This is a genomic window from Bacillus halotolerans (assembly GCF_004006435.1).
Taxonomy (GTDB): domain Bacteria; phylum Bacillota; class Bacilli; order Bacillales; family Bacillaceae; genus Bacillus; species Bacillus halotolerans.
Genome location: NZ_CP029364.1, coordinates 580,767 through 604,898, shown reverse-complemented (window position 1 = coordinate 604,898; position 24,132 = coordinate 580,767). Strand labels below are relative to the sequence as shown.

Annotated in this window: 28 protein-coding genes and 3 riboswitches; of the genes, 17 read left to right on the top strand and 11 right to left on the bottom strand. The window is 43.5% G+C overall.

The genetic code is table 11. From position 1 onward, the window contains the following. Positions 1-18 precede the first annotated feature (18 nt). Entirely contained in the window at positions 19-444 is a 426-nt protein-coding gene (locus DIC78_RS02870) for an organic hydroperoxide resistance protein (protein ID WP_127695390.1), read from the top strand. A gap of 29 nt (positions 445-473) precedes the next feature. Here DIC78_RS02870 and ohrR read toward each other — a convergent pair whose 3' ends face one another. After that, complete coding sequence (ohrR, locus tag DIC78_RS02865; protein WP_127695388.1) at positions 474-917, bottom strand: organic hydroperoxide resistance transcriptional regulator OhrR; 444 nt, start codon at positions 915-917, stop codon at positions 474-476. Positions 918-1,060: 143 nt separating this feature from the next. Between ohrR and ohrB the strand changes: the two genes are divergently transcribed. Together ohrB and DIC78_RS02855 are read left to right on the top strand one after the other, a co-directional pair. After that, positions 1,061-1,471: an organic hydroperoxide resistance protein OhrB gene (ohrB, locus tag DIC78_RS02860; RefSeq protein ID WP_010333958.1), complete on the top strand. Its 411-nt coding sequence runs from the start codon at positions 1,061-1,063 to the stop codon at positions 1,469-1,471. A gap of 119 nt (positions 1,472-1,590) precedes the next feature. After that, on the top strand, positions 1,591-2,694 hold the full coding sequence (locus tag DIC78_RS02855) for a glycosyltransferase family 2 protein (protein WP_106020426.1): 1,104 nt from the start codon (positions 1,591-1,593) through the stop codon (positions 2,692-2,694). Positions 2,695-2,698: 4 nt separating this feature from the next. Here the strand turns inward: DIC78_RS02855 and guaD are convergent, their stop codons facing one another. Beyond that, entirely contained in the window at positions 2,699-3,169 is a 471-nt protein-coding gene (gene guaD / locus DIC78_RS02850) for a guanine deaminase (RefSeq protein WP_106020425.1), read from the bottom strand. A 132-nt stretch (positions 3,170-3,301) separates the two neighbouring features. Between guaD and DIC78_RS02845 the strand changes: the two genes are divergently transcribed. After that, positions 3,302-3,928 (top strand): histidine phosphatase family protein, encoded by a 627-nt coding sequence (locus DIC78_RS02845; RefSeq protein WP_106020424.1) that lies wholly within the window; start codon positions 3,302-3,304, stop codon positions 3,926-3,928. Between the two features lie 37 nt (positions 3,929-3,965). On the opposite strand, the gene metE is transcribed toward DIC78_RS02845, so the two are convergent. Together metE and isp are read right to left on the bottom strand one after the other, a co-directional pair. Then, a complete protein-coding gene (metE, locus tag DIC78_RS02840; protein ID WP_127695386.1) occupies positions 3,966-6,254 on the bottom strand; it encodes a 5-methyltetrahydropteroyltriglutamate--homocysteine S-methyltransferase in 2,289 nt (762 codons plus the stop codon). A 128-nt stretch (positions 6,255-6,382) separates the two neighbouring features. Further along, positions 6,383-6,538, bottom strand: a riboswitch (SAM riboswitch). Positions 6,539-6,669: 131 nt separating this feature from the next. Further along, complete coding sequence (isp, locus tag DIC78_RS02835; RefSeq protein WP_101860732.1) at positions 6,670-7,629, bottom strand: serine protease Isp; 960 nt, start codon at positions 7,627-7,629, stop codon at positions 6,670-6,672. Positions 7,630-7,851: 222 nt separating this feature from the next. Here isp and rsbRB point away from each other — a divergent pair, with 222 nt between their 5' ends. After that, entirely contained in the window at positions 7,852-8,685 is an 834-nt protein-coding gene (gene rsbRB / locus DIC78_RS02830) for an RsbT co-antagonist RsbRB (protein ID WP_024121127.1), read from the top strand. 33 nt (positions 8,686-8,718) lie between these two features. Here rsbRB and DIC78_RS02825 read toward each other — a convergent pair whose 3' ends face one another. The 4 genes from DIC78_RS02825 to DIC78_RS02810 are packed head-to-tail and all read right to left on the bottom strand — an operon-like array spanning position 8,719 to position 12,295. Continuing rightward, positions 8,719-9,483: an HMP/thiamine ABC transporter permease ThiX gene (locus DIC78_RS02825; RefSeq protein ID WP_106022228.1), complete on the bottom strand. Its 765-nt coding sequence runs from the start codon at positions 9,481-9,483 to the stop codon at positions 8,719-8,721. Next, on the bottom strand, positions 9,458-11,101 hold the full coding sequence (locus tag DIC78_RS02820) for an ABC transporter ATP-binding protein (protein WP_127695384.1): 1,644 nt from the start codon (positions 11,099-11,101) through the stop codon (positions 9,458-9,460). The genes DIC78_RS02825 and DIC78_RS02820 overlap by 26 nt, the downstream gene beginning before the upstream one ends. Then, a complete protein-coding gene (locus DIC78_RS02815) occupies positions 11,088-11,693 on the bottom strand; it encodes an ECF transporter S component (protein WP_127695382.1) in 606 nt (201 codons plus the stop codon). The genes DIC78_RS02820 and DIC78_RS02815 overlap by 14 nt, the downstream gene beginning before the upstream one ends. Continuing rightward, complete coding sequence (locus DIC78_RS02810) at positions 11,690-12,295, bottom strand: HMP/thiamine ABC transporter substrate-binding protein ThiU (protein ID WP_101860627.1); 606 nt, start codon at positions 12,293-12,295, stop codon at positions 11,690-11,692. The genes DIC78_RS02815 and DIC78_RS02810 overlap by 4 nt, the downstream gene beginning before the upstream one ends. A gap of 96 nt (positions 12,296-12,391) precedes the next feature. Then, positions 12,392-12,503: riboswitch (TPP riboswitch) on the bottom strand. A 101-nt stretch (positions 12,504-12,604) separates the two neighbouring features. Here DIC78_RS02810 and DIC78_RS02805 point away from each other — a divergent pair. The 7 genes from DIC78_RS02805 to mgtE all read left to right on the top strand — a co-directional run bounded on the left by DIC78_RS02805 (position 12,605) and on the right by mgtE (position 18,021). Beyond that, positions 12,605-13,291, top strand: coding sequence for a response regulator transcription factor (locus DIC78_RS02805; RefSeq protein ID WP_127695380.1), 687 nt, complete (start codon positions 12,605-12,607; stop codon positions 13,289-13,291). 3 nt (positions 13,292-13,294) lie between these two features. Next, on the top strand, positions 13,295-14,659 hold the full coding sequence (locus tag DIC78_RS02800; protein WP_106020417.1) for a sensor histidine kinase: 1,365 nt from the start codon (positions 13,295-13,297) through the stop codon (positions 14,657-14,659). Then, the gene (locus DIC78_RS02795; protein WP_106022225.1) at positions 14,656-15,336 is read left to right on the top strand and encodes a PepSY domain-containing protein; all 681 of its coding nucleotides are present in this window, start codon (positions 14,656-14,658) and stop codon (positions 15,334-15,336) included. Before DIC78_RS02800 ends, DIC78_RS02795 begins: the two co-directional genes overlap by 4 nt. Before the next feature lie 92 nt (positions 15,337-15,428). Beyond that, positions 15,429-15,941: a PepSY domain-containing protein gene (locus tag DIC78_RS02790; protein WP_024121135.1), complete on the top strand. Its 513-nt coding sequence runs from the start codon at positions 15,429-15,431 to the stop codon at positions 15,939-15,941. Between the two features lie 76 nt (positions 15,942-16,017). Then, entirely contained in the window at positions 16,018-16,155 is a 138-nt protein-coding gene (locus DIC78_RS02785; RefSeq protein WP_003218541.1) for a transcriptional regulator SplA domain-containing protein, read from the top strand. 108 nt (positions 16,156-16,263) lie between these two features. Further along, positions 16,264-16,430: riboswitch (M-box (ykoK) riboswitch) on the top strand. Positions 16,431-16,525: 95 nt separating this feature from the next. Beyond that, positions 16,526-16,648 (top strand): hypothetical protein, encoded by a 123-nt coding sequence (locus DIC78_RS21980; protein ID WP_010330178.1) that lies wholly within the window; start codon positions 16,526-16,528, stop codon positions 16,646-16,648. A 17-nt stretch (positions 16,649-16,665) separates the two neighbouring features. Next, on the top strand, positions 16,666-18,021 hold the full coding sequence (gene mgtE / locus DIC78_RS02775; RefSeq protein ID WP_024121136.1) for a magnesium transporter: 1,356 nt from the start codon (positions 16,666-16,668) through the stop codon (positions 18,019-18,021). A 43-nt stretch (positions 18,022-18,064) separates the two neighbouring features. Here mgtE and tnrA read toward each other — a convergent pair whose 3' ends face one another. Further along, a complete protein-coding gene (gene tnrA, locus DIC78_RS02770) occupies positions 18,065-18,397 on the bottom strand; it encodes a MerR family transcriptional regulator (protein ID WP_003239028.1) in 333 nt (110 codons plus the stop codon). 193 nt (positions 18,398-18,590) lie between these two features. Between tnrA and DIC78_RS02765 the strand changes: the two genes are divergently transcribed. The 3 genes from DIC78_RS02765 (at position 18,591) to DIC78_RS02755 (ending at position 19,618) form a co-directional block, all read left to right on the top strand. Then, the gene (locus DIC78_RS02765; RefSeq protein WP_010333974.1) at positions 18,591-18,746 is read left to right on the top strand and encodes a hypothetical protein; all 156 of its coding nucleotides are present in this window, start codon (positions 18,591-18,593) and stop codon (positions 18,744-18,746) included. Between the two features lie 87 nt (positions 18,747-18,833). Then, on the top strand, positions 18,834-19,016 hold the full coding sequence (locus DIC78_RS02760) for a hypothetical protein (RefSeq protein ID WP_024121137.1): 183 nt from the start codon (positions 18,834-18,836) through the stop codon (positions 19,014-19,016). Positions 19,017-19,153: 137 nt separating this feature from the next. Continuing rightward, a complete protein-coding gene (locus DIC78_RS02755; protein ID WP_081638289.1) occupies positions 19,154-19,618 on the top strand; it encodes a MarR family winged helix-turn-helix transcriptional regulator in 465 nt (154 codons plus the stop codon). 18 nt (positions 19,619-19,636) lie between these two features. Here the strand turns inward: DIC78_RS02755 and DIC78_RS02750 are convergent, their stop codons facing one another. Then, positions 19,637-20,758, bottom strand: coding sequence for an MGDG synthase family glycosyltransferase (locus tag DIC78_RS02750; protein ID WP_127695378.1), 1,122 nt, complete (start codon positions 20,756-20,758; stop codon positions 19,637-19,639). A 93-nt stretch (positions 20,759-20,851) separates the two neighbouring features. Between DIC78_RS02750 and DIC78_RS02745 the strand changes: the two genes are divergently transcribed. Next, positions 20,852-21,403 carry a YkoP family protein gene (locus DIC78_RS02745; RefSeq protein ID WP_024121139.1) on the top strand — a complete coding sequence of 184 codons (552 nt, stop codon included), beginning with the start codon at positions 20,852-20,854 and terminating at the stop codon, positions 21,401-21,403. Positions 21,404-21,425: 22 nt separating this feature from the next. Here the strand turns inward: DIC78_RS02745 and DIC78_RS02740 are convergent, their stop codons facing one another. Continuing rightward, a complete protein-coding gene (locus tag DIC78_RS02740; RefSeq protein ID WP_253295352.1) occupies positions 21,426-22,199 on the bottom strand; it encodes a metallophosphoesterase in 774 nt (257 codons plus the stop codon). Positions 22,200-22,436: 237 nt separating this feature from the next. Here DIC78_RS02740 and DIC78_RS02735 point away from each other — a divergent pair, with 237 nt between their 5' ends. Next, on the top strand, positions 22,437-24,128 hold the full coding sequence (locus DIC78_RS02735) for a DUF6044 family protein (RefSeq protein ID WP_106020413.1): 1,692 nt from the start codon (positions 22,437-22,439) through the stop codon (positions 24,126-24,128). Positions 24,129-24,132 lie beyond the last annotated feature (4 nt).

The following is a 24,132-nucleotide window of genomic DNA, read 5'->3' as shown; positions in this document are numbered from 1 at the left end:
AAAGAGGGGGAATACAATATGAGTCAGCCATTATTTACAGCATCCGTTTCAGCGATAGGAGGAAGAGAAGGTAAAATTATTTCCTCAGACCGCGTTCTCGAGCTCGATGTCGCAATGCCGGGAACACCGAGAGCTAAGAAATTAGAAAAAGCGACAAATCCGGAGCAGCTGTTTGCCGCAGGTTACGCAGCTTGCTTTGACAGCGCACTTCAGCTTGTAGCAAGAACAGAACGAGTGAAAGTGGAGACCGAGGTTACAGCGCATGTCAGCCTGCTAAAGGATGAAGCAGATCAAGGCTACAAACTGGGTGTGACGCTGCAGGTGAAAGGAAAAGGGGTCAGTGCATCAGAATTACAGGCACTTGTGCAAAAAGCGCACGGTGTCTGCCCTTATTCAAAAGCAACCTCCGGCAATATCGATGTTACATTGGAAATCGCTGAATAAAAAATGAGGATGCCTCACATAGGGCATCCTCATTTTTTTTGGTGCAGGGTTTCAAGCAATGTATATAGAGCCGATTTTAAGTGTTTCAATTCCTCATCGGACTGGCCTGAGAGTACCAGAATCGTTCCCGGAATATCAGCCGCTTTTTCTTTTAATAACGTTCCGTTCTCTGTCAGGCTGATCATCACCGACCGCTCATCCTCTTCAGATCTTTTTCTTATAATCAATTCCTGCTGCTCCATCCGTTTCAGCATCGGTGTCAGCGTTCCGGAATCCAAATACAGAAGCTCGCCCATTTTTTTGACGGAAAGTGTTTCGTGTTCCCACAATAAAAGCAAAGCCAAATATTGAGGGTATGTCACATTCAGCTTTTCAAGCAGCGGCTTGTACTGCTTTGTCATCTCCCGCGAACTCGCATAAAGCAAAAAACAAAGCTGATTCTCTAATTTCATATGATCAAATCCATTTTGCATCTGTGTTCACCAACTTTTTCTGACATTACATACTATTGTAGCTGAAAATCACCACTTTTCCTATTCTCGGCAAACAAAACATGTTTAAAAAGATGTGTATGGGAAATATAACAACTAAAGACAAATAAGGAGGCTGAAAACAAATGGCATTATTTACAGCAAAAGCCACTGCTCGCGGTGGACGTTCAGGACATATTCAATCAGATGACGGGGTTCTCGATTTTGACATTGTCATGCCCAATGCAAAAAAAGAAGGACAAACCGGAACAAACCCGGAACAGCTCTTTGCTGCAGGCTATGCAGCATGCTTTGGCGGCGCGCTTGAACACGTGGCCAAAGAACAAAATATTGACATTGATTCAGAAATAGAAGGTCAGGTCAGCCTCATGAAGGATGAGAAAGACGGCGGCTTTAAAATTGGAGTCACACTAGTCGTCAATACAAAGGGATTGGATCGGGATCAGGCCCAAAAGCTTGTCGAGGCTGCTCATGAATTCTGCCCTTATTCTAAAGCAACAAGAGGAAATGTTGATGTAAAATTGGAATTAAAATAATTTGCAGCATCCTGAGAGTTCTCAGGATGTTTTTTTGATATGAACGGATTGGTTATGATCTTTTCGAAGTGTGAATACATGTAGTATAGGTGGATTCAGACTAGAGAAAAGGTGAGCAAATGAAAAGACCGAAGCTGTCAGTTTGTATGATTGTTAAAAATGAAGAACGTCATATTGTCCGCTGTTTAGAAAGCGTGCAGCATATTGCTGATGAAATCATTGTCGTTGATACCGGATCAAACGATCAAACAGTAGAAATTTGCAGAAGTTTTCATGCTCAGGTCTATCATCATCAATGGACACAGGATTATTCGCAGGCAAGAAACATCAGTTTACAGCATGCCAAGGGTGAGTGGATTTTGATTTTGGATGCAGATGAAGAGTTAGACGTGGATACGGGAAGCTTATTGCGTTCACTGCTGAATGACTGCAGGCAGTCCCTTGGTTACGTAAAGGTTATAAACTATACGGGAAAGCAATGGGATGAAAACGAAGCATTTGAACAAATGCAGATCAGGCTGATACGGAATCAGCGGAAGATAACGTTTAAGGGAAGAATTTGCGAAAAGCCCGTGGGTGAGGAGGCAAGCGGCGCTTTCTCTCTCCCTTGTGTTATTCACCATTACGGCTATCTGGAGCAGGAGGCAAAGTGTAAGCATAAACGTAATTTAAGCATATTGAATACAGAATTATTGACGTCATATGCCGACCCGCTTCTCATTTATCAGAAAGCAGCTGAGTACGACAGAGGCGGTGAACAGAGCAAAGCCATCCGCCTGGCAATGAAGTGCATAAATGAATGCAACAGCAAAAAGCAAATTCCTCCAGCGGTTTTATATTATATCAAGTTTCAACTCTTCATTGATTCTGAACGGTATGAAGAAGCTGAGCGGGATATTGATGAAGCACTGCGGCATTATCCAGATTACAGCACCCTTTACTACTACAAAGGGATAATGAAGTATCAGCTTAAAAAAGTCAGAGAAGCGATTACAGCATTTGAATCCTGTCTGCAAACGCAAGGTGAAAACCATCAGTACGTACAGGTTAAAGGGGCCGCTGATTTTCGATCCCTTTGCTGGCTGGGCGTCTGTCACGCTGAATTGCATCAACATATGACAGCAGTTTTATATTTGCAAAAAGCGCTGAAAGCAAACCCGAGGTGTACTCAGGCACAGCAGCTGCTCAGTGAATTAACAAAGGATCAGGCCGCACATGCCTGATCCTTTAATATTCTTTTTTATGGTCAACATCCCGCCATGCTTGAAACGGAGATAAATGCTCCGTGAGAGTTACGTGATAAAAGGGGATCGTTCTTTCTTCAGCAGGTTTATTGATTTCTTCATAAATGAATGAATCATCAAAACCGGCTTCAGCAGCATCTGTATGCTCAGCAGCATAGTAAACGGCTTTCGGCCGGGCCCAGTAGATGGCGCCTAAGCACATTGGGCATGGCTCGCAGCTCGTATACAACATGCAGTCATCCAGCTGGTATGTCCCAAGCGCTTTACAGGCGTTTCGAATAGCAGTTACTTCCGCGTGGGCAGTCGGATCATTGCTTGTAGTAACGTTGTTCTGTCCTTCGGCTATAATGGCCCCGTCCTTCACGATAACAGCTCCGAAAGGCCCGCCGATTCCAGCAATCACTCCTTCACGAGCAAGCTCGACAGCCCGCTTTAAAAACGTTTCATGATTCATCCCATACCCTCCCAGTCGATCGAATGATATAAGTATAGCCGAAAAGAAGTGCAAAAAACATTCTCAAAAAAATGAAAAATAAACAAAATATTTGGGTGATTTGCTAAGATGAAAAAAAGGGAGGGGGAGCATATGCTGCATTTGTATATCGCCAGGCATGGACAGACACATTGGAACGTAGAAAAAAGAATGCAGGGCTGGCTGGATTCTGGTGTAACAGAACTTGGGCTGTACAATGCCCGAGCTCTTGGAGAACGGCTGAAGGATATTAAATTCAATCAGGTTTACATCAGCCCGAGCAAGCGGACAGAAGAGACGGCAAAAGCTATATTGGGACCGCGCTGCCTGCCGCTGGTGAAAGATCGTATATTCAGAGAAATGTCTCTGGGGCCATGGGAAGGGAAAAAACAAGAGGATATTGAAAGAGACGAACCTGATCTTTTTCATGCTTATTTTCATCATCCTGAAGCATATCGCCAGCCGGGATGTGAAACGTTTTTTGACCTCGAAAGCCGGGCAAGGCTGGCTCTCCAATTGATTTTAGACAGCCATTCTTCCGGGAATATTCTTCTGGTTACCCATTCTGTCTTTATATTAATGCTGTTAAATATCATAAAGGGAAGAGGCATTCATGACATATGGAATTCTGCTTACATACATGATACATCATTGAGCCTTGTGGCATTTGATAAAAATGGAACAGCCAAAATACTAAAAGAAGGGGATGGGGAGCATCGAAAACCGATTCCCGTTTTCTAAAAGAAAAAACCATCTGCATTTGCAGATGGTTTTCGTATTATACAAGCTGTGTCTGCTTAGCTCTTGCCTGTTTCGCCGCTTCAACCATATTTTTTAAGGCTGCGACTGTTTCTTCCTGCTGTCTTGTTTTTAAACCGCAGTCAGGATTTACCCAGAAACGGTCAGTCGGACATACAGCAAGCGCATCAACGATAATGTTGTACATTTCCTCAGTTGACGGGACACGTGGACTGTGAATGTCATAAACACCAAGCCCGAGCCCTTTCAAATACGGATGCTCTTTTAAGTAATCCAAAAATCCTCCGTGGCTTCTGCTGTGTTCGATCGTAATGACATCAGCGTCAAGATCATTGATCGTATCGACGATGTCTTCGAAGTTGCTGTAGCACATATGTGTATGAATTTGTGTTTCATTTTTCACGGAAGAGGTTGTTAATCTGAATGCTTCGGCAGCCCAAGTCAAATATTCATCCCAATCACGGGTTTTTAACGGAAGGCCTTCACGCAGGGCTGGCTCATCGACTTGAATGATTTGAATGCCCGCGTCTTCAAGCGCTTTTACTTCTTTGCGGAGGGCGAGTCCGATTTGGAATGCGATTTCTTTTCTCGAGATATCGTTCCGAGGGAAGGACCAATTTAAAATCGTAACAGGACCTGTCAGCATTCCTTTTACATGCTTGGATGTTAACGATTGAGCGTATACAGTATCTTTCACTGTCATCGGTTCAATAAACTCTACATCTCCATAAATGACCGGCGGGCGTACACAGCGTGAACCGTATGATTGAACCCAGGCGTACTTCGTAAAGGCGAAGCCGGCCAGCTTTTCACCAAAGTATTCAACCATGTCTGTCCGTTCGAATTCACCGTGAACAAGAACATCAAGATCCAATTCCTCCTGAATATCAATCCATCTTTTCGTCTCCGCGTTGATAAAGTTTTGGTATTGTTCATCAGACCACTCGTTTTTCCGCCATTTTTGGCGTGCGCTGCGTACTTCAGCAGACTGCGGGAAGCTTCCGATTGTTGTTGTCGGCAAAAGCGGGAGTCCGAGAGATTCATTTTGCAGGGTTAAGCGTTCTTCAAACGGAATGGGGCGCTTGAAGTCTTTATCGCTTAATTGTTCCAGCTCTTGCTTTTGTTCAGAATTGGCTCCTGTTGCAAATTGTTTGAGCGCTTTGATGTCCGCTTTCGCTTGCTGAATTTGCTCACTGATGGCGGCTTTGCCTGATACTAAGCCTTCTTTTAAAGCTGTTAGCTCTGCCAGTTTTTCTTTCGCGTAGGACAATCCGTTCAGCAGATCTTGTTCCAAATGCTCATCTGGGTGTTTCGCTACCGGAACATGAAGCAGGCTGCTGGAAGGCTGAATCCACAATTCATCAACCTGTGCAATGCTGAGGATATGAAGCACGGCATCCAGGCGTTCTTCAAGATCAGCTTTCCAAATGTTGCGTCCGTCTATGACACCGGCTGCCAGCACTTTATCTTTCGGAAAGCCGTGTGTCTTAAGCTGTTCCAGGTTTCTGCCTTTATCATGAACGAAATCAAGCCCAATACCCTGTACAGGATAAGAAATAAGCTCCTCATAAGCATCAACAGAATCGAAATACGTTTGCAAAAGCACATTCAAGGAAGAAAGCTCATTTGTGATGCTCTCGAATAACTCTTTTACGCCGCGTACATCCTCAGCTGAAGCGGTGACAAGCGCAGGTTCATCAATTTGAACCCATTTTACGCCTTCTTCTTCAAGCTCTTTTAAAAGCTGTACATATAACGGCACGAGACGTTTTTGAATTGCTTTAGCTTCAGATGGCTCGTAGCCTTTTGCAAGCGTGACGAACGTATAAGGGCCGACGATAACAGGTTTTGTTTCAACGCCGTACTCCTGTTTGATTCGGCGGTAGTCTTCAAGCTGTTTGTTTCTTGTCAGGCGGAACTCTAGGCTCTCGTCATATTCCGGCACGATGTAATGGTAGTTTGTATTAAACCATTTTGTCATTTCACTTGATACGGCGTCTTTTATTCCGCGGGCGATGGCGAAGTATGTATCTGTACTGTCAGTCAGGTGTCTGAAGCGTTGCGGGATCCAGTTGAAACTGACCGCAGTGTCAAGAATATGATCATACTGTGTGAAATCAGAAACAGGCACAACATCAATCTGCTGGTCAATTTGCGTTTTCACTGCGGATAAGAATAATTCATCGATTTGCTTCAAAAACGTATCTTTATCGCTGTTTCCTTTCCAATACGCTTCAAGCGATTTTTTCCATTCTCTGTTCAGTCCGATTCTTGGAAATCCTAAATTCGATGTTTTGATTGTTGTCATTGTTTCTCCTCCTTTATATGTAAAACACTCTTGTTGACCCGCGGATACAGGCTGTTAAGAGGTTTTCTCACAACTAAAAAGCCTCTTTCCCATGAGAGAAAGAGGCTTTTTTGCAAAACATACAGCCTCTCTCATCTCTCAGAAACAATCTGATGGAATTAGCACCGTGCCTTAAGAGATATAAATCTCGGCGCGAAAATCAGTGCGCCCCATTTCACAATGGAATTACGGTCGGTTGCTGTTGGGGTCAAAAGGCCAATCCCTCGCCCAACTCTCGATAAGAGAAAATGTTATTAATTTTTTGAAAAGTTGAATCATTTGTTGGTAATCTTAACAGCAATTCAAAATCATTGTCAACAAAGATTTTGAAATTTTTTTTACAAATTACAGTATATATTATATGAGAAAAATAATATTATAGGGTCAGTAAATGTGACTGCTCTGCTTTCTCCGATAGCTCATCAGGAGCGGTTAAATACAGGAATCCATTCCCGGCCAATGTTTTTGCGATATCGAGCGGAAGTGTCCTGCGGATCAGCTGCGCATAAAGCTCAGATTCAGAGAGCTCTCTTTGAAAAGATTCTTCTTCAAAGCTTTTAATTAAAGCAAGCGCTCCGCTGACATGAGGGGCAGCCATTGAAGTGCCGGTAAGCTTCCCGTATTTCTTGTTGGGAAGAGTGGATAAAATGTTTTCACCAGGTGCAACAAGATCAATCTCTTTGTTTGTGTTTGAAAATTCTGACGATTCACGCGCTACTGAAACAGATCCAACCGCAATTACATCATTATACGCAGCAGGATAGGAAAGCTCCTCTGTGCGTTCGTCGCCGTCACCCTCATTTCCCGCAGCACAAACGACTAGCACTCCGTTTTTGACGGCGTTTTTGACCGCTTCCTCCAGTTCAGGCACATCGCTCGGTCCGCCAAGGGACATTGAGATGATATCAGCCTTTTGCTCAACAGCATAGTTAATGCCGTTAATAATCCATTCGTACTTTCCGCTGCCGTTTTCACCGCCAAGCACCTTTACAATTAAAAGGCTTGCCTCAGGCGCAACCCCGGCGATGCCGCCGTTTGAATCGTTAGCCGCAATCGTTCCGGCAACATGTGTGCCGTGTCCGTTGTAGTCGGAAATGGCATCTTCCTTGCCGCCGTCATCATCTGTGAAATTCTTTCCGCCGATGATTTGGTTTTTCAAATCGGGATGGCTCGTATCGCAGCCGGTGTCCAATACAGCAATTTTTACGTCTTTGCCTTTAACCCCTTTTGCCCACACTTCTGGCGCCTTAATCACTTTAATACCCTCAGGAAGCTCGTTCACATCCATGATCTGCTCATTCGTCACATACGGGATCAAGCGGATTTCACCATTCATAAAAAAGCCCTCCTTTTTTATGCTTGCAAGTGGATACAAGGGTGTTATCTCACATTATATGAAAAAAGCAGCCGCTCGGACAGTGTCGTTTGAAGCATTTTGAAAAAATAGGATACAATCCAATGGATTAGTAATTTTCAAAATAATGGATGTCTCTAGCGTGTATGGCTGGGATTCAGCTGTCAGTCAAGTTATAATAGAAGTTGGGAAAGGAGCAGTGTGATGAAACTGAATGAAAAAATATTTGCGTTTTTTTCTGAGCATGTAGAACAAATGGCCGAGGAATGGATTGACACAATGGAGGAAAGCGATCCGAATTCGATTTATGCCTTACATAATGCAACTGTAACCGAGGAGCTGAAAGAGCAGGACAGAGAGTTCTACCGGCATCTGAATTACATGTATGTTTTACCGGAAAAACAATTTCTCGATGAATTTCAACAATGGGTTATTGAGCTGACGAATGATCAAAAACATCTCGATACCCCGGTGCAATACGTCATCCGTGAGTTTATGAGAAACCGAAGATTATATACGAAGTATTTTGAGAAGTTCGCAGAAGAAAACGAGTCGGCATTTGGACCGGGAGAGAAACAAAAATGGGCCGATTTGATTGTGAAAGTTTTTGATTTTACCATTTATACATTCGTCGATCACGCTGAATCGAATGCAAAACAGCAATTAAATGCCCAGAGAGAAATGATACTGGAATTAAGTTCGCCTGTCATTACTCTGAGCAAAACGACAGCTCTGCTGCCGCTTGTCGGTGATATTGATACTGAACGGGCAAAGTTTATTCTTGAGAACACGCTTAATGCATGTGCGAAAAGACGCGTTGAGCATCTGTTGATCGATCTTTCAGGTGTCGTCGTTGTTGATACAATGGTGGCGCACCAAATCTTTAAATTGATTGAGGCGCTTACTTTAATCGGTGTCAGATCCACATTGTCTGGAATCAGACCAGAAATTGCGCAAACCGCTGTACAGCTTGGAATTGATTTTACGAACATTAATATTAAAACCAATCTTGCCCAAGCATTGAACTATCATCAATAATAAAAAAGCCGCTATTCAACATAGCGGCTTTTTCTATGAGGTAAAACATAAAGACACAAGAAAAGATCCTGCGAATAACAAGAGAATGAGGAAAAAGAACAGCCAGTCGCGCGGGCTGACGGTAAGCGACCGGTAATACGTCCGGTTTCGGCTGCCTGTAAATCCTTTTGATTCCATCGCAAGAGCTGTTCGTTCCGCTTTTCTGATCGCGCTTGCTAATAGCGGGATGGTATAGCGCTTTAACGCGTTTATTTTTTCTTTTAAGCCATTTTCCGCCGCCCCGCCTCGGATTTTATGTGCCTGCTGGATCAGCTGGACCTCCTCTTTTAACAGAGGGAGAAAACGAAATCCGGCAATGACGCCATATGCAAGCTTCGGGGACAGCTTGCACTGCTGCACAAGACTCAGCATAAATAAAATCGGATCGGTTGTAAAAACAAACATCATTGATAAGGCAGAAAAGCACAAAATACGAAACCCGAGTGAGATGCCGACAGCCACATTTTCACTGTTGATCGAAAAAGGGCCGGCTTGGAACAGAAAATTATCTGCGGTCGTCGGAATCTTGCCGAAAACAGCGGCTGTCCATACGCAGCCGAATGCTAAAATCAAAAACGGAATCGTGAACAAAAGCCATTTTTTCAGCGGTATTCTGGCCGCAAACAGGACACCCGCAACAATCATGATATAAAAGCACGCCGGTGTGTAAGGATTGTAAATAAACGACAGCATGACGACACAGCAAAAAACCGCCGCTGCTTTTACTGCCGGGTTAATGAGATGTAACGGCTGCTTCATCACGCACCTCCTGCTGGTATGTCATCCATTCATATCGAAGGGGGAGGGTGAGCTTTGCTTTTTGGACGAGCTCGGCTTCCCTAGAAAATAATTGTTCCGGTGTTCCGTCAAAGGCCAAATGTGTGCCGTGAAGCACAAGCACGCTGTCAGCATATGAAGATACAAGCTCCATATCGTGTGTGATCATGAGGACAGCGGTGCCTTCTGTCTGGATATGCTGAATCATTTCCATGCATTCAGCGGCTGTTTTGGCGTCTTGGCCAAAGGTCGGTTCGTCTAAAAGCAAAACCGTTACATCGTGCATCAGCATTGTGGCGACACTCAGCCGCCGTTTTTGCCCTTGGCTGATCGCAAACGGATGGTGGTCCGCCAAATGTGCAAGGCCGAAACGCTGCAGCAGGTTCTGCGCTTTTTTCTCGGTTTCGGCATTTGCCGCATGGCCGAACAGCAGCTCATCATATACTGTGTCAGTCACAAACTGGTGCTCTGGATTTTGGAAAACCAATCCCATTTGTTTGCGAAGCTCTTTTTCTTTGTAAGACTCCAGCGGCTTATCATGCAGAAGAATCTTGCCGCTTTTCGGTTTGAGCAAACGGGCGAGAACAGACAACAGCGTAGATTTTCCTGTGCCGTTTGGCCCGACAAGTGCCGTCAAAGAGCCTGCACGCAATGAAAAACTGATGTCTTTGAAAATGGTCTGCTGTCCTCTTGAAAACGATAAGCTCTGGACCTGCACTGCGTGTTCAGCAGAAAGAACCGCCGCTTCTTCAGCAGGCCCAGCAGGGAAGGGTTCCTTGAACAGCGTTTCTTTTGACAATGTAAACGGTATGCTCACGTTTTCTTGTAAGCCACAAATTTTTGGCGCAGCGATTCCCATTGTTCTTAACATGTTTGAGTGATGCTGAAACATATCCTTAGTCGGCCCGTCTAAGGCTTTCTTGCCTGCTCCATCCAGTACGATTGTTCTTTCAACCCAAGGCGCCCACTCATCAAGCTGATGTTCGATCACGAGAAGGCCGAAGCCTTTTTCCTGCTGAAGCTCTTTGATCATTTGAACGAATTCCCGTGCTGAATAAGGGTCTAAAAGGGAAGTCGGTTCATCCAGAATAATGAGCTCAGGCTCCATCGCCAAAATACAGGCGAGCGCGACTTTTTGCTTCAGTCCCCCTGACAGAGTGGAAATCGTTTTTTCCTTTACATGAGTGATGTGTAATTTTTCCAGAACGTCATCAATTTTCTTCACCATTTCTTCTTGGGGGATTTGCAGATTTTCCAATCCAAAGGCGATTTCATCCTCTACTGTCAGCATACAAAACTGCTGCTCAGGGTCCTGAAAGACGACTCCGACATGCTGAGCGATTGTTTCAGAGGTTTCAGCGTCAGTGATCGTTTTTTGAAATAAGAATACATGCCCAGACAGCATCCCGTCGCAAGCTTCAGGGTAAAGCCCGTTTAAACAGAGGGCAAGCGAGCTTTTTCCGCACCCGCTCGGCCCTAACAATAAAGCGCATTCTCCTTTTTGGAGCTCAAACGTTATATCCTGAAAAATCGGTTTCTCGTTTTCTTCATATGAAAAGCTAAGCCGGTCAACCGAAAGCAACTTGTTATAGGCTTGCATGATTTGATACCCGTTTCCGTTTCCTTTTCTTTTTCAGTTCCTTTCCGAGTGCCATTCCGTTTAAGACACCCGTATATGCGAGAGAATCGCTGACAGCTTTTCCGAGAAGGCCGGCCAGGACCGCACCTGAAACGAGACGGATCACAAGCATAATGAGCAGATAGCCCGGTGAGTACGCCGCATAACCGGAAACAAAGAAATCATAAATAAAGCTGGACACCGAAGACCCCATACCCGCCAGAAGCAGCACAGGAAGGGAATATGCTTTCCAGCGTGTCGCAAGAAATACAGCTTCTGCTCCGAGACCTTGAACAATGCCGATAACGATAACCATCGGGCCTGAAGGATTTCCCAGCAAACATTCAACGAGAGCTGCAATGATTTCTGAAACAAGGGCCGCGCCCGGTTTACGAATGATGTACGCGGCAATCACTGACACGATAAACCAAATGCCGTAAATCGGTTCATAAGCGATGGGCCCGAACATCCCTGCAAGTACGTTTCCGAAATGGGTGAATACTAAATACACAATGCCAAAAACAATACTGATAACAGACATGATGACAATTTCTTTTACTTTCCAGCTTTTCATTTTATCCCTGCTTTCTGTTTTCTTGATGGACTGTTTGCCGAGAAGTTCACGGTCATGGTGACATGGGCTGTTTGCTGATTTGCCATGCGGAAAGCGGCTTCCAGTGTCCGGAACACGTCGTGTGCATCTCCGTCTACCTCACTTGCGTAATGAACACCCTGTACAAAGGTGCCGTCAGCCTTAGCGATTTCAACAGCTTTCATGATGATGTCCATATAATTCGGCTCATTCATCGGATAAAGCGCAAATTGGCAAGGAGCCTCTGCTTTCAGGTCGTGAACAGATTCTTCGTTGACACGCTTTTCATCTGCTGTCAGATATGTATCTCCTTGTGTATCGCCGGGGCAGCCGATGGAAAACGTCCCGTTCATGACAATGTGCTTTTCGCTATTTGCTGCATACAGGTAGATGGCTTTGGCGGCGTCGAATACATGCTCGATCGATCCGCGCAAAACTGTGCTGATATGATCGGTCTTTGTCCAAACCTTTGACGTATCCGTTTTTTTCAGCGCAGACTTGATCACACTGATAAAATCATCTGTCATCGGGTATAAAGAGAACCGAAATCCGGCGATTCTGCTTGTACCGCATAAGTTGTCCATTTCTCTGACCTCCTGTTTTTTTGGTAAAATAAAAAACTGCATATCCTTAGGGAATATGCAGTCATAGATCGAGTAAGCGCACGAAAAAATACACCTTTCGGTCAACCTGCACTTCCCCACGCTGGTATTATCCAGATCGGGTCATAAGGGATCAAAGCGCGTTTTTGCGCGCTTTATCTCAGCCATAACAGCACCCCTAGTGCTTTCCGTATACAATTTTTTATTTTGACATCATAATAGATGATAAGAATCATTTTGTAAACAATGAAATCATTTTTTTCATATAGGAACATGAGAGGATGATCGGAATTGGAAAAAGGGCACATATTAATTGTGGAAGATGAAGAAAAAATCGCGAGGGTCCTTCAGCTTGAATTGGAATATGAAGGATACAGCGTCACCATCAAACATAATGGCTCTGAAGGACTTAACGCGGCCACGGAAGGTTCGTATTCCCTATTGCTGCTCGATGTCATGCTGCCAGGGTTGAGCGGGCTTGAAGTGCTGCGCCGGCTGAGGAAAACGGATCAAAAGACACCGGTTATTTTATTAACAGCCCGCGACAGCGTTCCAGATAAGGTAACGGGGCTTGACATCGGTGCGAATGACTATGTCACCAAGCCGTTTGAAATAGAAGAATTGCTTGCCAGAATCAGAGCGGCACTCCGCCAAACCGGAAGCAAAACAGAGGATATCGGCACATTTTTGACATATGACGATTTGCAGGTGAACGAGAAAACACGTGAAGTCAGACGGGGAGACAAAGAAGTTGGATTAACGCCCCGGGAATTTGATCTGCTCGTCTATATGCTGAAGCATCCGCAGCAAGTGCTGACGAGAGAGCAAATTCTCAGCTCTGTATGGGGGTTTGATTACATCGGTGATACAAATGTCGTCGACGTGTACATAAGATATATCAGAAAAAAATTGGACTATCCTTACGAAAAACAGCTGATTCATACCGTACGCGGGGTCGGCTATACCATTAAGGGGTAAATGATGAAGCTGAAGACAAAGATTCATCTGTATACATCCATTTGGCTGTTGATTTTATTAATGTTGGTTCATACTGCGGTCTATCTCATTTTTTCATCGGCACTCACCTCAAAGGATGCGGCCCGTCTTGCCGATGAAACGGACAATATCACCGAAGCTCTTCATACCGCCGAAACACAAGGGGTGGCTTTGCAGGATATGCTGCAGGCCTATCTTCCGGCAAACGGAATGGTGCGGGTAGTGAGTGCGGATCGGAAAGCCGTCATGACCATCACAAAGGAAAAAGCATATAAAGACTTCCCTCTTTCTTTTCACAGCGGGGAAACGACAGACGTGACAAAGCATGAAGGCAAACTGTTTGCAGCAGCAGCTGTCCCGGTCATTTGGACAGACGGACAAGTCGTATCGCTTCAGCTCGTGGAAAGGCTGGAGCATACAGAAGAGAGTCTTCTTCTGCTAAGAATCATCTTAATTGCGGCCAGCGCGGCTGTCTGTATCGCTTCCTTCTTTGCCGGAAGCTTACTCGCCCGCCATATCACCAATCCAATCAGACAATTGGTGACAACGATGAAAGACATACAGAGAGAAAAAGCATTCAAAACAATTTCTCTGGAAGGACAGTCGCATGACGAACTGTATCAAATGGGGCTGACCTTTAATGAGATGGCGAGCATGCTGAAAGAGCACTACGATAAACAGCAGCAATTCGTCCAAGACGCTTCACACGAGCTGAAAACCCCGCTCACCATTATTGAAAGCTACAGCAATCTGATGAAACGCTGGGGGGCAAAAAAGCCTGAAGTGCTTGAGGAATCCATTGAAGCTATTCATTCAGAAGCGGTCCATATGAAAAAACTGACCAATCAGCTGCTTACGCTGGCCAAGACCCATAAAGAACTGGAGCTTGATCTGAAAACGGTTGACCTGATCGAAGTGTCGCGCGCCGTCATACAAACACTCCAGCCGGTTTATAAACGCGACATCCTTCTTGAGACGGACAAGGAGAATTTGCTTGTAACGGCAGATGAAGAACGCATAAAGCAGCTGCTGACGATTTTGCTTGATAATGCCATAAAGTATAGTGACAAGGCCATTGTGATTTCCGCAGGAACCAATAACAGACGTCCGTTTTTGTCCGTAAGGGATGAAGGAATCGGCATACCTGAAGATCATATCCCGCGCCTGTTTGAACGTTTTTACCGGGCGGATGAGGCACGTAACCGCAAAACAGGCGGAACGGGTTTAGGTCTATCCATTGCCAAACATATTGCCGATGAGCATGGTATTGACCTGTCTGTAAAAAGCAAACCGGGACAGGGAACAAATGTCACGATGCAATTTAGAGAACAGAATGGGGGAGCGCTATGACAAAACGAATGAAAACAGGAGCTGCTGCTGCGGCAGCCGTTTTAGCCATTGTCATCTGCGCGGTTCTTATCATTCAGCAAACCCATGAGGACGTGCTGTCAAAGGAGGCAGTCATAAAAAAAGTAGAAACCTCCTATGAAGGCGACATCACAAAAGTGACGCAATCCAATGATAAAAAAACGTATGATATGACTTTGGAAAATCCAAAAGGAATTTATTTTCTAAAAGCTGATGCTAAATCGGGCGACATATTGTCAATGAACAGAGTGAAAAAGACGAACACATCTGAGATGACAGAAAAAGAAGCTGAGCAGCTCGCTCTGGTGCGGGTGCCGGGCACCGTCAAAAAACACACGCGAAAACACGGAGTTGCGTCGTATACCATTCAAAAAAATAATGGGGAAACATACGAAGTGAAGGTAGATATGAAGACAAAAGCGGTGGTGTCCGCTGATAAAATCAGCAGCAAAGACAAACAAAAGACAACAATTTCGGAAAAAGAGGCAAAAGCCATTGCAGAGCGTGAGGCTGGAGGAAAAGCGGATGACGCCGATTTGGAAGAAAGCGAAGGCACTCTCCTGTTTGAAGTAGATGTTGATCTCCCGAATGACAAGGAAGCTACGGTGAAAATAAACGCCTATACCGGCAAAGTTTCTAATATTATCTATGAAGACTAATGGTTTTCTCATCAAATTCTCATCTTTCTCTCGTTTTCCTTTCATGTTGAGTGTGTAAACTGATCTCATAATGAACAAGGGAGGAATCACATATGCTGAAGAAAAGATGGATGATTGGCTTATTAGCAGGGTGTTTAGCGGCCGGAGGGTTCAGCTACAACGCGTTTGCGAAAGAAAATAATGAACAAACACAGTCTGTTTCTGAAACTGGCGGACTTACTGAACAAGAAGCGGAGTCTATTGCCAAAACAGTTGTTGACGGAACAGTGGATGACATCGACAGAGACATCTATAATGGCAAAGAAGCTTATGAAGTTGAAATCGAAAAAGACGGTGAAGATTATGATGTTTATGTGGATATCAAGACCAAACAAGCGCTCAATGACCCGTTAAAAGAGAAAAAAGAGCAAGTTGTTTTGACAAAAGAAGAAGCAGAACAGATTGCTCTAAAGAAAACAGCTGGAACCGTCACAGAAAGCAAGCTGGATGAAGACGACGGTGCTTATATCTACGAAATTGAGGTTCAAACGAAACAAGGGACTGAAGCAGAATTTGACATCTCTGCAAAGGACGGACGTATTATGAAACAGGAATTAGACGACTAACCCCGCACCCGCGGGGTTTTTTTCATGATAACGAACCGCTTTTTGGACAATCTAATAAGAAAAGGAGGCGAAGCGCTTGGAAAAGAAAGAAGAACAATACATCAATCAGGCTGAGTATGTTCCACATCCGACGAAGGAAGGGGAATACGCCTTATTTCTTCATGAAACCTATCATTTGCTTTCTGAAGATGATGAGACGCAAACAACAGAATAAGGGCTAAGGCCCTTATTTTATTTCATTTGATGAGATGTAAACGCATAAATAACTTTTTTAAGTTGACATAGCTTGTTTTTTTCTGTAATCTCAGTGTGTCAATTCAATTACGAACTTCGTTAGGTGAGGCTCCTGTATGGAGATACGCTGCTGCCCAAAAATGTCCAAAGACGCCAATGGGTCAACAGAAATCATCGACATAAGGTGATTTTTAATGCAGCTGGATGATTGCTCCTATGCCATACAGTGCTAAAGCTCTACGATTGAAGGCGCCCGCACGCTTTTTTTGCCGTGCTTCTTTCACCTTCAATCCAGAAGGCTTTTTTTATGCCTTGAAAACGAAATGTTGAACAAAAAGGAGGTGCGGAGTATGGATTCTCCCCATTCGAGTCAATCTGAAGAAGTACCCATATACTATGACAGCAAGACAATTGATTACACGATGAGGAGACGATCTGCCGCACCTTCTGGCGAGGCCGGCACGTCTCCGTAGAGGAGGTACGAGTCCCGATGGTTCAAAACATGACCTATGACGAACTCATTTTACGCATCATTATCTTATTGCGAGACGGAAAAATCAGGGATTTCAGAAGTGTTATTGATGAGCTTCAGCCCTATGATATGGCGTTTATTTTTAAAGAAATGCCGGAAAAACACCGCGCCCGCTATTTATCTTATTTAACTGTTGATGATATTACTGATATGATCGGCGAACTGGAACGGGAATTTCAGCTAGCCGTCTTAAATAAAGTCGGAAAAACAAAAGCAACACTCGCCATGAACAAAATGGACAACGATGACCTCGCTCAATTGCTTGAAGAAATGGATGAAGAACTGAAGGAACAGCTTTTATCCAGCATGGAAGCATCAGAGTCAAAAGCTGTTCAGCTCCTTATGAACTACCCGGCTGATTCAGCGGGGCGCATGATGACCAACCGTTATGTGTGGATTCCTCAGCATTACACGGTAAAAGACGCGGTCGTCAAACTAAAAAGTTTCGCGGAAATCGCAGAGTCTATCAACTACTTATATGTTATAAATGACAGTAAGCAGCTTGTCGGCGTTTTGTCATATCGCGATTTGATTCTCGGGGAACCGGAAGAAAAGGTACAAGACTTGATGTTTACCCGTGTCATTGCAGCAGACGCGCTTCAAGATCAGGAAGAAGTGGCGCGGCTGATTGAACGTTACGATTTCTTAGCGATTCCGATTGTGGAAGAAAACAATGTGCTTGTCGGGATCGTGACGGTCGATGATATCATCGACGTCGTTATTCGGGAAGCCGATGAGGACTACGAAAAATTCGCCGCATCAGGTAAAGCCATTACCTTCGATACAAAAGCATATGTTGCAGCATACCGCCGCCTTCCATGGCTGATCTTGCTTTTGTTCATCGGGCTGATTTCAGGCAGCATCATGAGCTATTTTGAAGATACGCTGAAGCAGGTCGTGGCGCTGGCATTCTTTATGCCGATGGTGTCAGGGATGACAGGGAATACAGGAACACAGTCTCTCGCGGTTGTCATCAGAGGTTTATCTAAAGAAGAAATGAATAAAACAACGATTGTGAAACTGATTTTTCGGGAGCTCAGAACGAGTATTTATATCGGTGCCGTCTGTTCTGTCTTAATTACGGTGATCGCCATTATATGGCAGGGGAATGTGCTTTTAGGATTTGTTGTAGGCTCTTCACTGCTGCTGACCTTAATTATCGGCACGATGTCCGGAACAATCATCCCCATTATTCTGCATAGACTGAATGTAGACCCGGCCATTGCGTCAGGCCCGCTCATTACGACGTTAAATGATATTTTGTCATTATTAATTTACTTTGGTATTGCGACTGCATTCATTCACTCATTATAAACGATAAAAGTCCGTCTCAGATTGCGAGGCGGACTTTTATCGTTTAACGGTTTTTGTACCTAAAGTGAGCATTAAGCTGCCCCTCCAGCATTTTTTTTCGTACTTGCGGATCGTTTTTTACCATTTGTTCTTTTTTGCGCATATCTTTTAAAATTTCAGCTGTCTGCACGCCGTCTTCGCGTTTATTCGCGATATCCATCAGCCGCTCGACGTCGGCAAAAGAATATTTTCTCGTTCCCCTTGAAGAACGCTGCGGATAAATCAGCTTACGCTCCTCATAATACCTGATCTGTCTTACGGACAACCCTGTCAATTCACTGACAATCCCGATTGAAATCACTTTTTTGTCTTTATAAGAATGATCTTCTGTGGTCATTTTTCCACCCCTGGATGTCTTTTGATAATAGTATATAAAAAACATAGAGAAAAAACCTGACGCTTGTTATATTTTCTAACATGAAATAGCAGATTTTTGAAAAAATACGGCAGAAAAATTAACAAGAATGATGCGTAACCTATAAGCGCGTTTTATCCTTTATGTAACGATTAAATGAGGAGGAAGGATAATCATGGAGGAAGAAAAAGCGGTCTCACTGGCAAAGGAAATAATCGAGTTGGATATGAAACGGGATGAAATGCTTGAAACGTTTATGCAGCTTGCCGGAGAACATGCTTTTCAGCTTTTAAGATCAGTTCAAAACGGACTTTACCGAAAATCTTCGTAAACATAAATTCTTTACATTAGATTCACACCACATTCATTTAAAAAGAGTATCTTATTTAGAGGATACCTTAAAATGAAGGAGGACGCTATGAGTAATTTATTGAAAACTGCATTAGAAAAAGAACGTAGCCATTATTCAGAAAAACTCTTTCAAATCGGAGTTTATAATAAAGAAGTAATGAACAAAATGACACTTTCTGAACTGCGGAAGGAATACGCATATTTCTTTCGCAGCATCCCATATCACCAAAAAAATCCTTATACAAAATAACGAGTATAAGGATTTTTTTGTTTCCTAAAAAGGAATTTCTCGAATTATAGCGAATAAAAATAATAAGGGCATTAAACTCTTATTATATGTAAGGGTTTTCATTATTTTTTTATAAAAATTCTATATACGGGGTAGATATGATGAGATTATCGTTTAACGAAGAAGAAGTTGAGCGTGCGATGAATTTGTACAGAGTTTTTGCAAGGGCTTTCAAAAGTGTGTCTGAACACAGCATCCGTGACAGCAAAGAGCACGGCTTTAATCCCACAGAATTTGCCGTACTGGAACTTTTGTATACGAGAGGCCCGCAAAAATTACAGCAAATTGGGTCGCGACTTCTGCTTGTAAGCGGAAACGTCACATATGTCATTGACAAGCTAGAAAGAAACGGGTTTTTAGTCAGGGAGCAGGACCCGAAAGATAAACGCTCCGTTTACGCGCATCTCACGGATAAAGGGAATGAGTATTTGGATAAAATTTATCCAATCCATGCGCTCCGTATAGCGAGAGCGTTTTCAGGCCTTTCGTCTGATGAGCAGGACCAGCTGATCCTCCTGCTGAAGAAAGCAGGTATCCACAGCCAGCATTTACTGTTTCGTTAGTCATTCCACACTCTCTTTTCAGGAGGGTGTTTTTTTATGTTCACATTCATCTAATATCCTTTTTAAAACCTCCCCAATCTCCCGGTCACACATTTGGACAAGATACTCCCTGACTTGCTTCTCTGCTGCTGCCCGTTCATTCGATTGAAAAAATGCGGAAATGCGTTCCTCTGCCCGCTTCATATCCCAGTTTCTTATATCTGTGACAAGCTGCCGTTCTTTTAACAGGTTCAAATTCATTTCCTCCTGTCCCGGCAGCGCATGATAGATAAAAACCGGAAGCCTTTTCTTTAAGCATTCACTGATGGTTACGCCTCCTGGCTTTGTCATGACGCCTGAGGCTTGTGCGTACAAACTGTTCATTTCTGCTTTGCTGTGAAGGTATGGGATCGCTTCGATAAAAGGATGTTGTAAACTTTTGACATAGCGGTAGAGCTTTTCGTTTCTGCCGCATAATATTTTGTATAAGATGTTTCCGCCTGGCGACAGCTCCTGGACCAGCTTAAAAATACCTCCGACTCCCATACTGCCGCCTGTAATCATGACGGTATAAGGCGGACGATGCTGACAGGGGTCTGCGGTTCCTGTTTCATAAGCCCGGTGAACGGGAATGCCGGTCAAAAATATTTTTTCCTGGCTGATTCCTTCGGTCATGAGCTGCTTCTTGATATCCATGATCGGGACAAAGTGGTAGTCAATGTTCTTCCGCCCCCATACCTGATTCACAAAAAAATCCGTGTAGACATTTACAATGGCCATGTTTGGATATTCCGGTTTCAGCCGGTTTAGCAGGTAAGAAGGCAGGGCGTGTGTGCAGAAGGCGATATCAGGCTGTTTTTCTTTGAGAATCTGTCTCATGCTTTGCATAAACAGCCATTCATACATGGCATAGCGTTTGACATTTTTACACTCTCCGCAAGCGAGAAGCTTGTATATTCCGCTGTACGTTTTCGGGAAATATTGAATCCATTTTAAATAAGCTGAGGAGGACAGTTGTTCTAAGTGTTTATACGTATGTGAAAAGATATCAATTTTTTCTGAATGCAGCCCTTTAGATTCCAGATCAGCCTTTAGGGCATCAGCAACATGATGATGCCCGGTGGAAATGCTTAAAAAAGGAAAAATAAGAATGTTTGTCATGTCCGTCCTCCTTAAAAATATGGCAACTATATTTTGGGGAGAATCATCACAAAATATAAGGGTGTTTTTTTTGATGATAAGGAAGGTGAAGAGATGAAAACCTGTTTCCTTTCCATTTGGAGAGTAATTGACCCGATTTATTTCTTTTTTTCGAGGCTGACTTTGATTGAAGATGAGCGAAAATGCGTCTTTCGAGTCAGACTGACGAAATACAAAGGGCATCATGTCGTGCTGAGTGACGGAACGCATATAAGAAAAAACGATGTGCTCGTTAAAATCCATCTGCACAACATCAAGCTGATCAGGGAACTGCAAAGCATTGAAAGCGCAGTCAGAAAAGGAATCATTATTTATCAAAAAGTATATCAATCAATGCCGATGCTGCTGGAGTATATCAACAATCATAAAAAAAGCGAAAAAATCAAAGGAATCATTGGCATTACAATGCTTGATAAAGGGGTAGAAAGGCTCGGCTTTGACGTGGTAACCCCGGTCAATCCTTTTTACAGATCCTTTAAAAAAATCACCCATATGCCGATTTTATATTTAACGTCAAAGCCAGTGAGCTTGCGAAATCTGCCGAATTCATCCTATTTGTTTATCTCGAAAGAAAAGCTTCAGCACACCTATCAAAAAAAAGACTGATGCCATGGTCAGCACAGTCTTTTTAAATTTGATGGAAAGTCACTTCGGGACGGCTTCCTACACGGATATTAACGCCAGTTTGTCCTAAACCTTCACTGATATAAAACGGTTTATCGTGATGATAATGAAGACCTTTAATCATATTCATGCGTACAAGCTTGCCCATTTTCACCAAATGATACGGCTTTGGCCAGTGGATTTGCCCTCCGTGAAAATGGCCTGATAACAGGTAGTCAAAATGAATATCCTGCATCTCTAAAATAATATTCGGATCATGTGTCAGTACAAGGTGATAGCCATTCTGAAGGCCTTTATAAGAGTTTGTGATTTTACTGCGATTCGTGCTGTAATCGTCAATTCCGATAATATTAACAGGCCCTGCGTCAGTATTGATGTGAACATGTTCATTTTGCAGCGTAATGCAGCCGTTTTCCTCCAGCACTCGCTTTAATCTTTGAAAGTCCTTTTCTTTTAATACATAATCATGATTGCCAAACACCGCGTACATGCCATACGCAGGCTTCAGTTGTTGCAGTGCCTGCAAGTAGCCGGCAAGCTTTGGAATATTTCGTTTCCGGTCAAGAAAATCTCCGGTAAGCGCAATGAGGTCTACAGGTTGATTATTTGTTAAACGATACAGCTCATCAGGCGAAACAGAAATGTTTTCTAAATGAAGATCCGATAAATGAAGGATATTCAGTTTTTTTCTTACTGGAAGGCCGTCTTGCTGATCAATTGAAATCGTGTTGACCTTCACATCTTTTGTGTTGCGGTTTGCTTTATATATAAATGGCATAACAGCAAGTATGACCAATGAAAGTAAGATGAACACATGTATCCCCTCCCTTCTACCAGTATAGTAAGTGATCCAGCCTTATGGATAGCGGGAATTAATGGGTTGAAGACCAGTTTGAAAAATGCAGAAAGGATTGTCATTTATGAATGTTTTAGAAGGGAAAAGGGATAATAAATTTTGACAGGTGAGGTAGATCATGCCCAATAGAAGTCAGAATAACAGATGGATGTGTTAGGGATGTTACGATTAAGACAACACAAAAAAGAAACATATTATCTTTTGATGGCTTTATTTCTCCTTTTGCTGTATGTCTCCCCGCTTTTTATTTTGAAGGAAGACGCCCATATTCGCGTACACGATAATTTGGATTCCAATATCGCTTGGTACAAGGTGCTGGCCGACAGCGGAGAAATCATCGGCAAAGTTGATGCGGCCATTCCGCAAATCATTAACGGACTGCCACGGGATGCGTTTGGCACTGAGTGGAGCGGAATTGTTTGGCTGCACGCGTTGTTTTCTTCTATGACCGCCTATGCGGTAAGCCAGACCATTACGAGAGTTGTCGCTTTCTTCGGAATGTATGTGCTGCTGAAGAAACATGTGATTCCGGAGGAGAAAGCGGCATTGATCCGAATTGGCGTATCGCTCGCATTTGCCTTAACGCCTTTTTGGCCTTCTGGAATGCTGAGCACGCTTGGATACCCTTTGGCGCTGTGGGCTTTTTTGAATATCCGAAAAGGGGATATCTCATGGAGAGAATGGCTGACGCTCGGTTTGCTGCCGTTGTATTCAAGCTTTGTATTAGGCTTCTTCTTTTTCTTGGCTGGGATGGCATGCTTCTGGCTGTATGATGTCATCACAAAAAGAAAATGGAATTTCATTTTCTTAGGCAGCATCGCTTTTATGACAAGTATTTATCTATTTGTCGAGTACCGGCTTGTCTATTCGATGTTGATTTCACACGCGCCGATGCACCGGATTGAATTTATTTCATCAAGGCATGATGTTTGGCACTCTCTGCGTTTGTCCGTCAAAAACTTTGTCTACGGACATAACCATGTCATGACAGTTCATACCGTTGTGATTCTTCCAATCTTATTACTCGTATTTTTTGCTGTGCTGTTCAAACGAAATCGGACAAGGGAAGAAAACGTTTATCTTTTTCTCTGCGTGCTGAATTATGCGCTGTCACTGTGGTATGCGTTTTGGTTTAACAAAATATGGGCTGTTCCAAAGCAGAAATTTGCATTTTTAGCTGAATTTAATTTTGCCCGTTTTCATTTTTTGCGCCCGCTGGTGATCTACATGAGTTTTGCGCTCGCTTTGTACCTCATCTGGCGGATGGGGAAAAAGTGGCAATGGCTTGTGTATGCGGCTGTTACTGCGCAGCTGATGGTCCTTGCGCCTTTTAATGAGGAGTATACGTATGGCGTTCACTACAACGCGCCGACGTTTCGTGAATTTTACGCGTCTGACCAATTCAAAGAGATTAAGGAGTATATCGGGCGCCCGCAAGATTCGTACAGGGTGGCGAGTATCGGTCTGCATCCGTCTATTGCCCAATACAACGGTTTTTACACCTTAGATACATATAACAACCTGTACCCGCTCTCATATAAATATGAATTTAGAAAAATCATTGAAAAAGAGCTGGAAAAAAACGCCCAATTGAAACGATACTTTGATGAATGGGGGAGCCGCTGCTATCTGTTCGTCGATGAGCTTGGCAAACGATATGACTTTAAAAAGAATTCGAAGAAAACAATCAATCATCTTGAATTAAATACAGATGTGTTTAAACAAATGGGCGGACAATATATTTTTTCTTCGGTTCCCATCATGAACGCTGACCAAAACCACCTGGCGCTCGTGAAAACATTTGACCATAAAGATTCCGCCTGGCGCATTTATTTATACGAAACAAAATAAGGAG